This is a genomic window from Micrococcus sp. R8502A1, from assembly GCF_006704135.1.
In the GTDB taxonomy this organism is placed as follows: domain Bacteria; phylum Actinomycetota; class Actinomycetes; order Actinomycetales; family Micrococcaceae; genus Micrococcus; species Micrococcus luteus.
In genome coordinates this window covers 1-6,527 of sequence record NZ_VIGS01000084.1, presented here as the reverse complement: position 1 = coordinate 6,527, position 6,527 = coordinate 1, and the positions used below count along the sequence as shown (strand labels likewise).

Below are 6,527 nucleotides of genomic sequence, written 5' to 3'. Positions count from 1 at the left end.
ACCGGTGGACTTCGGCGTGGGGAACAGCGGGCCGATCACGGCCCAGACCTCGTCCGAGATGACATCACGCGACATGACCCCAGACTCGCGCATCCACGTCCCCGAACCCTTTAGCAACACGCCCTAGCAGCGGCGCTCGGCGTCTCACAGAGCGGCATCTCACACCGGCTTCGCGCGCGGGTGGCCTTTACGTTGGAGGAGCTGGCCACCATCGCGGAGGTCTTCGACATCACGCTCGCGGAGCTGCTCGGCCCGGTCATCCTCCAAGCACTAAGAAGCCCCCACACCGACATGGTCGGTGTAGGGGCCTCTGTTCGGCTCCCCCGGTTGGATTCGAACCAACAACCCTTCGATTAACAGTCGAATGCTCTGCCGTTGAGCTACGGGGGAATGTGCCGCGAACCGCCGGAGCCGTTCGGACAACGGATGGAACTCTACCAGAGCCCCCGCCCGCGTGCCACCCGGCCGCGGGGCGCCGTCGTCGCCCTGCCCGCCCCCGGGGACCGGCGGCCCTTGCCAGGCACGGCTCCGGCAGGCCTACCGTGCGAGGACATCCCCAGAACCATCAGGAACGGACCCGAAGGAGAGACGTGTCCATGACCATCACGACCCTCACGCGTAAGACCGCCCTGACCGGCACGGGCGTGCTGGCCGCGCTCGCCCTCGCGGCTTGCGGCACCACGGCCGACAACGGCGACGACGGCTCCGTCTCGCCGGAGGTCGACGCCTCCTCGGCAGTGGCGAGCACCCCCGCCACGGACGACGCCTCGACCACGTCGGCCTCGGCGTCGTCGTCGGCCTCGTCGACGTCGGCGTCGTCGACGGCCGCCGCGGCCAGCAGCGGCTCGGGCACCGGCCAGGCCGACGACCTCGCCTACGCGGTGATCGACGCGGTCCTGGAGAAGCACGGCGACGGCATCATCGTCGAGGTGGACGCCAACGATGACGACACGACCTGGGAGGTCGACGTCGTGGTGGGCGAGGAGGTGAAGGAGCTGGACGTCACCGCCGACGGCGACATCACCGAGACCGACCGCGAGTCGGATCTCGAGGACGTCCAGAAGGCGAAGGACGCCGAGATCACCGCCCAGCAGGCACTCGACACCGCCCGGGAGGGACGTGACGGGGTGACCCTGGACAAGATGGACCTGGACGACGACAACGGCACCCTCCAGTGGGAGGTCGAGTTCGACCGCGAGGACGGCTCGGACGGCCCCGAGGTCGAGATCGACGCCAGGTCCGGTGAGGTGCTCAAGGTCGACGAGCACTGACGCCGCGCCGCCGTTTCCCGAACGAAAACGGGCCTGGGGCCGCCGTTTCCCGAACGAAAACGCGCCTGGAGCCGCCGTTTCCCGAACGAAAACGGGTGGGGGTCAGTCGTCGGCGCGGAGGGCCCGGCGGCGCGCCTCCAGGTCCATGAGCTCGCTGTTGAGGCGGGTGAACTCGGCGGGGTCGCCCTCGGGGCCGAGCCGCTGCAGGCGCCCGAGCAGCTCCTCCTTGCGGTGCACGATCTGCAGGGCGAACAGGCGGTTCATGATGTCCCGGCAGTACCGGTCCACATCCTCGGGAGTGCGGGCGGGCAGGTCGCGGACGGCCAGTTCGGACACGACGCCGGCCACCTCCTGGGGCACGGCATCCCGCACGGCGTCCACCCAGCGCTGCGGCGTCGCCCCCGCCGACCCGGCCATCTTCACGCCCTGGTGGACGGCGGCGTACTGCGGGACCGTGAAGCGGGCGGCGTACAGCGCGGTCCACTGCTCCGCGGAGAGCAGGGTCGGATGCTGCAGCACCACCTCGAGGGACTCCCGCTCCCGGCGGGCGACGGGGTCGCGCGGATCCACCGGCACCACGATCCGCGGCGCCGGGGCGGCAGCCTCCCCGTGGCGGCCCTGGGGACCGATCGCCTCCCCGTCGTCCGCCGGGGCCGGCCGCGCCTCGGGCTCGGGACCCCGCCGCGGCGCGCGCCCGGCCGCGGCCACGGCGCGGTGCACGGCGTTCGGGTCCAGGCCGAGCCAGCCGGCCAGCTCCCGCTCGTAGCCGGGACGCAGGACGGCGTCCTTGATGCCCGCCACGATCGGAGCGGCATGGCGCAGGGCGCCGGCGCGGCCCTCCACGGTGTCCAGGTCGTAGTCCTTGAGCCCGGCCCGGATCGCGAACTCGAAGAGCGGCCGCCGCGAGGCGATGAGCGCGCGCACCGCCTCGTCGCCCTTCTGCATGCGCAGATCGCACGGGTCCATGCCGCTGGGCTCCACGGCCACGAACGTCTTGGCGAGGAAGCGGTGGTCCTCGTCGAACGCCTTGAGCGCGGCCTTCTGCCCGGCCTCGTCGCCGTCGAAGGTGAAGATCACCTCGCCGCCCGTGCCGTCGTCGGAGATCAGGCGGCGGGCCACCTTGATGTGGTCCGCGCCGAACGCGGTGCCGCACGTGGCCACCGCCGTCCCGACGCCGGCCAGGTGGGCCGCCATCACGTCCGTGTAGCCCTCGACGAGCACCAGCTGACGCTCCTTGGCGATGGTCCGCTTGGCCAGGTCGATCCCGTAGAGCACCTGCGACTTCTTGTAGAGCGGCGTCTCGGGGGTGTTGAGGTACTTGGGCCCGGGGTCGTCGTCGTACAGCTTGCGCGCGCCGAAGCCGATGGTCGCGCCGGTCATGTCCCGGATGGGCCAGAGCAGACGGCCGCGGAACCGGTCGTACAGGCCGCGCTGTCCCTCGGACACCAGCCCGGAGGCGCGCAGCTCCTCGTCCCGGAAGCCGCGCTGCCGGAGGTGGTCCAGCAGATGCGACCACCCCTGCGGGGCATATCCGAGGCCGAACTGCGCCGCGTGCTCCTGTGTGAATCCCCGCTGGGTGAGGAAGTCGCGGGCGGCCTGCGCCTCGGGCGAGCCGAGGGCACGACGGAAGAACTCGTCCGCCACCTTGTTCGCCTCGAACAGACGACGACGGCGCCCCGTCTCCGCCTTGTCCGGGCCGGTGCCGCCGTCCTCGTAGTGCAGCTCCACCCCCACGCGGGACGCCAGTCGCTCCACGGTCTCCATGAAGGTGGTGTGCTCGAGTTCCATGAGGAAGCTGATGACGTCCCCGTGCGCGCCGCAGCCGAAGCAGTGGTAGGTGCCCACGCCGGGGCGCACGTGGAACGACGGCGTCCGCTCGTCGTGGAACGGGCACAGCCCCTTGAATGAGCCCACGCCCGCCGAGCGCAGGGTGACGAACTCCTCCACGACGGCCTTCAGATCCGTGCGCTCGCGGACGAGGTCGATGTCCTTGCGCACGATCAGTCCAGCCATGCGGACCATTCTAGGGACGGGGCGGGGCGGTCAGCCCCGAGCGGAACCGGCCTCCGTGGACGGCTCGGCATCCGCTGCGGCCTGTGCAGGACCGGTCCCCGCCGCGCGGGGCGCTTCGGTCCGCGCCGCGCCCGCTCCCTCGGACGCGGGGCGCCCGGTGGCGGGGTCGATGACGGGCAGCGCGCCGGTGGCCGCCTCGACCAGCGGATGGAACAGCGCGGCCGAGGCCAGGCCGCCGTGGCGACGGCGGCGGGCCGAGGACACGAATGAAGGGCTCATGTCGCCCACGATAGCCACCCGGGACCGTGATTCCGGTCACGGAAAGGCAACGTTCTGGGGGGGTCAGGTCACGGTTCGCCGCGCGCCCGCCCCCGCGGACTGCCCGTGCAGCGGCAGCAGCCGAGGCCCCAGCCGGACGAGGCTCACCATCGCCCCGAGCTCCACGAGCGTCTGCGTCACCACCACGAGCGGGGCCGGGTCCAGGCTCGGCGGCAGGGACAGCGCCAGCGGCAGCACGACCAGGGAGTTCCGCGTCACGCCCGAGAACACGAGCGCCCGACCTGCGGGCACGTCGAGACGCGCCCACCGCGCAGCCACCACGCCGAGGGCCACCATCACGGCGGCGAACGCCGCGAACAGGGGCACGACGGCGGCCAGCGCGGGCAGCCGCTCCCCCACCCCGCGGATCTGGGAGGCGACCACCGTGAACAGCGTGACGACCATGAGCGGGACCATCGCCGCCGCCATCCCCTCCTCGACCGCACGGGCCGCCCGCCGGGGTCCGGGCGCACCCCGCCGCGCCGTGCGCTGCACGAGGGCGGCCACGGCCAGCGGCACCAGGATCAGCATGACCAGCGCACGGACGAAGGGCCCGACGTCGACCGCGGCCACCGCCGCCTCGCCGGCGACGACGCGCAGCAGCACGGGCAGCACGACCAGCTGGACGAGCATGAGCAGCGGGGCCGCCGCCAGCAGCCGCTCGGCCGCCCCGCCCGCGAGCGCGGTGAACGCGATGACGTAGTCCACGCACGGGGCCAGCAGCACGAGGAGCACGCCCACGAGCAGCGCGTCGTCGTGGGCCACGAACCGGCTCAGCCCGAACACCACCGCCGGCACCACCACGAAGTTCAGGACCAGCAGTGACACCAGGAACCTGCCGTCCCGCAGGCCCGCGCCCAGCGCGGCGAACGGCACCGCCAGGAACGTCGCCAGCAGGAGCAGCGCGAGGACCGGCTCGACGAACACCGCCCACGCGTCGGCCCCGGGCACGGCCCACCCGACGACGGCGCCCGCGGCGATCCCCGCGAGGTACAGCGCCACCTGGTGGCGTTCGAGCGCGGCGACCAGGGCGCGGCGGGGCGGGGAGGACGGCATGCCGCCAGCGTACGGAGCGATCCGGACGGGGGCTGACCCCTACGCTGGGGGCCATGCCCACCGCGCCCGCCCCGCCCCAGGACGCCTCCACTCCCCTGCACGTCGCCGTCCGCACGCTCGACGCCGCGGCGCTCGCCGCGGCCGGGCACACGGCGGCGACCGCCGTGGCCGCGGTCTATGCGCACGCCGTCGTGCGCGGGGCCGCGTCGTTCTGGCTGGACTCCGCCCTGCCGGACCCGGCCGAGGCACGCTGGTCCGTGGCAGGCGACGGGCTGGATGTGCTCGGCGAGGAGCAGGGCCGTGCGCCCTCCCCCGGCCCGCGGCTGGTCCGGCACGACGACCCCGCCGATCCAGACCGCGCGTGGGCGGACCTCGCGGCTGCGGCCGCGCCCCGGCCGGTGGTCGGCGGCGAGGGCCTCCCCCTGCGCGGCGGCCTGGTCGGCTGGCTCGGCTACGAGCTCGGCCTGGCGGATCTGGGGGTGACACCGCCCTCACGTCGAGCCGAGGACCCCGCGCCCCTGCCCGCGCAGTTCTGGGTGCGCCCGTCCCGCTACGTCGTGGCCGACCACGCGGCCGGGGTGCTGCACTGCTGCGTCGTCTCCCTCGATCCGACCACCGCGGAGGCCGGGGCCGACCGCTGGGCGGCGGACGTGCGCCGCGCCCTCGCCGCGGCCCGCCGCGCTCTCAAGACGGCGGCGGGCGACGCCGTCGTACCCCCGCCGCAGGACGCCGTCCCGGGACCACGGGCCGATGAGGAGGCGCCTGGCACGTGGCGCGAGGACCGGGCGGCGTACGCCGAGCAGATCGCCCGCTGCCGCGCCGCGCTGCACGCCGGCGACTCCTACGAGCTGTGCCTGACCACCCGCTTCGACGCCGATCCCGGGCTGCGCGTGGACCCGCTGGTCCTCTTCCACGAGCTCGCCGCGCACCAGCCGGCCCCGTACGCGGCGCTGCTGGAACACGGCACCGGCTCCCGCCGGTGGGCCGTGGTCTCGGCCTCACCGGAGCGGTTCCTGGCCGGGCGCGAGGGCCGGTACAGCACCAAGCCGATCAAGGGCACCGCCGCCCGACTGGCCGACCCGGCCGGGGACGCCGAGGCCGCCCGCGCGCTCGCCGCCGACCCCAAGACGCGCGCCGAGAACCTCATGATCGTGGACCTGCTGCGCAACGACCTCTCCCGCGTGTGCGAGCCCGGCTCCGTGCAGGTGCCCTCCCTCATGGCGGTGGAGAGCTACGCGAGCGTCCACCAGCTCGTCTCCACCGTCACGGGCACCGCACGGGCCGGCGTCGAACCCGTGGACGTGGTGCGGTCGCTGTTCCCGGGCGGGTCGATGACGGGCGCGCCGAAGCGACGCAGCGTCGAGCTGCTGGCCGCGTGGGAGGCCTCCCCACGGGGGGTCTACTCCGGGACGCTGGGGATGCTGGGCGCGGACGGGACGACGTCGTTGTCCGTCGTGATCCGCACGGCCGTGCTCGCCGGGGGCCGCTGGTCCGTGGGGTCCGGCGGGGCGATCGTCGCGGACTCGGACCCGGCCGCCGAGCACGACGAGGTCCTCCTCAAGGCCCGCGGCCTGCGCCGGGCCCTCGCCCGCGCCGCCGGAACGGGCCTGCCGACGACGGCGCCCGACGTCGCCTGACCCCACCCCGTGGTTCGGGGGCGATATTCGGCGGTATTCCGACGGAATAACGCCGCAAACCGCCCCCAAACGAGGGGAGGCGACCACCCGCGCCGCCTGCCTAGGTGTTGTGGGTCATGAGGTTCTTGACATCCGTACCGGGCTGAGATGAGACGAGTGGGCCTCTCCCGCAGGATGGAAGTTCCTCAACAACCCACCTGCCAGAAGAGACCCACTCATGACTCACGCTAAC

Annotated in this window: 5 protein-coding genes, 1 tRNA gene and 1 pseudogene; 3 read left to right on the top strand and 4 right to left on the bottom strand. The window is 73.6% G+C overall.

All coding sequences use genetic code 11. The features are described 5' to 3' along the window. Nucleotides 1-126 precede the first annotated feature (126 nt). A pseudogene (locus tag FLM69_RS11735) lies at nucleotides 127-357 on the top strand (helix-turn-helix domain-containing protein); the annotation flags it as partial. Here FLM69_RS11735 and FLM69_RS10905 read toward each other — a convergent pair. Further along, a tRNA-Asn gene (locus tag FLM69_RS10905) sits at nucleotides 319-390 on the bottom strand. The pseudogene FLM69_RS11735 and the gene FLM69_RS10905 sit on opposite strands and share 39 nt — an antisense overlap. Before the next feature lie 206 nt (nucleotides 391-596). On the opposite strand from FLM69_RS10905, the gene FLM69_RS10900 reads away from it, so the two are divergent. Then, complete coding sequence (locus tag FLM69_RS10900; RefSeq protein ID WP_036318093.1) at nucleotides 597-1,271, top strand: PepSY domain-containing protein; 675 nt, start codon at nucleotides 597-599, stop codon at nucleotides 1,269-1,271. Nucleotides 1,272-1,373: 102 nt separating this feature from the next. Here the strand turns inward: FLM69_RS10900 and dnaG are convergent, their stop codons facing one another. From dnaG to FLM69_RS10885, 3 genes are all read right to left on the bottom strand, one after another. Next, entirely contained in the window at nucleotides 1,374-3,284 is a 1,911-nt protein-coding gene (dnaG, locus tag FLM69_RS10895; protein ID WP_141844224.1) for a DNA primase, read from the bottom strand. 30 nt (nucleotides 3,285-3,314) lie between these two features. Next, a complete protein-coding gene (locus FLM69_RS10890) occupies nucleotides 3,315-3,563 on the bottom strand; it encodes a hypothetical protein (RefSeq protein WP_141844222.1) in 249 nt (82 codons plus the stop codon). Nucleotides 3,564-3,626: 63 nt separating this feature from the next. Then, nucleotides 3,627-4,658, bottom strand: a complete 1,032-nt coding sequence (locus FLM69_RS10885; protein WP_141844220.1) for an arsenic resistance protein — start codon at nucleotides 4,656-4,658, stop codon at nucleotides 3,627-3,629. A gap of 53 nt (nucleotides 4,659-4,711) precedes the next feature. On the opposite strand from FLM69_RS10885, the gene FLM69_RS10880 reads away from it, so the two are divergent. Then, nucleotides 4,712-6,295 carry an anthranilate synthase component I family protein gene (locus tag FLM69_RS10880; RefSeq protein ID WP_141844218.1) on the top strand — a complete coding sequence of 528 codons (1,584 nt, stop codon included), beginning with the start codon at nucleotides 4,712-4,714 and terminating at the stop codon, nucleotides 6,293-6,295. Nucleotides 6,296-6,527 lie beyond the last annotated feature (232 nt).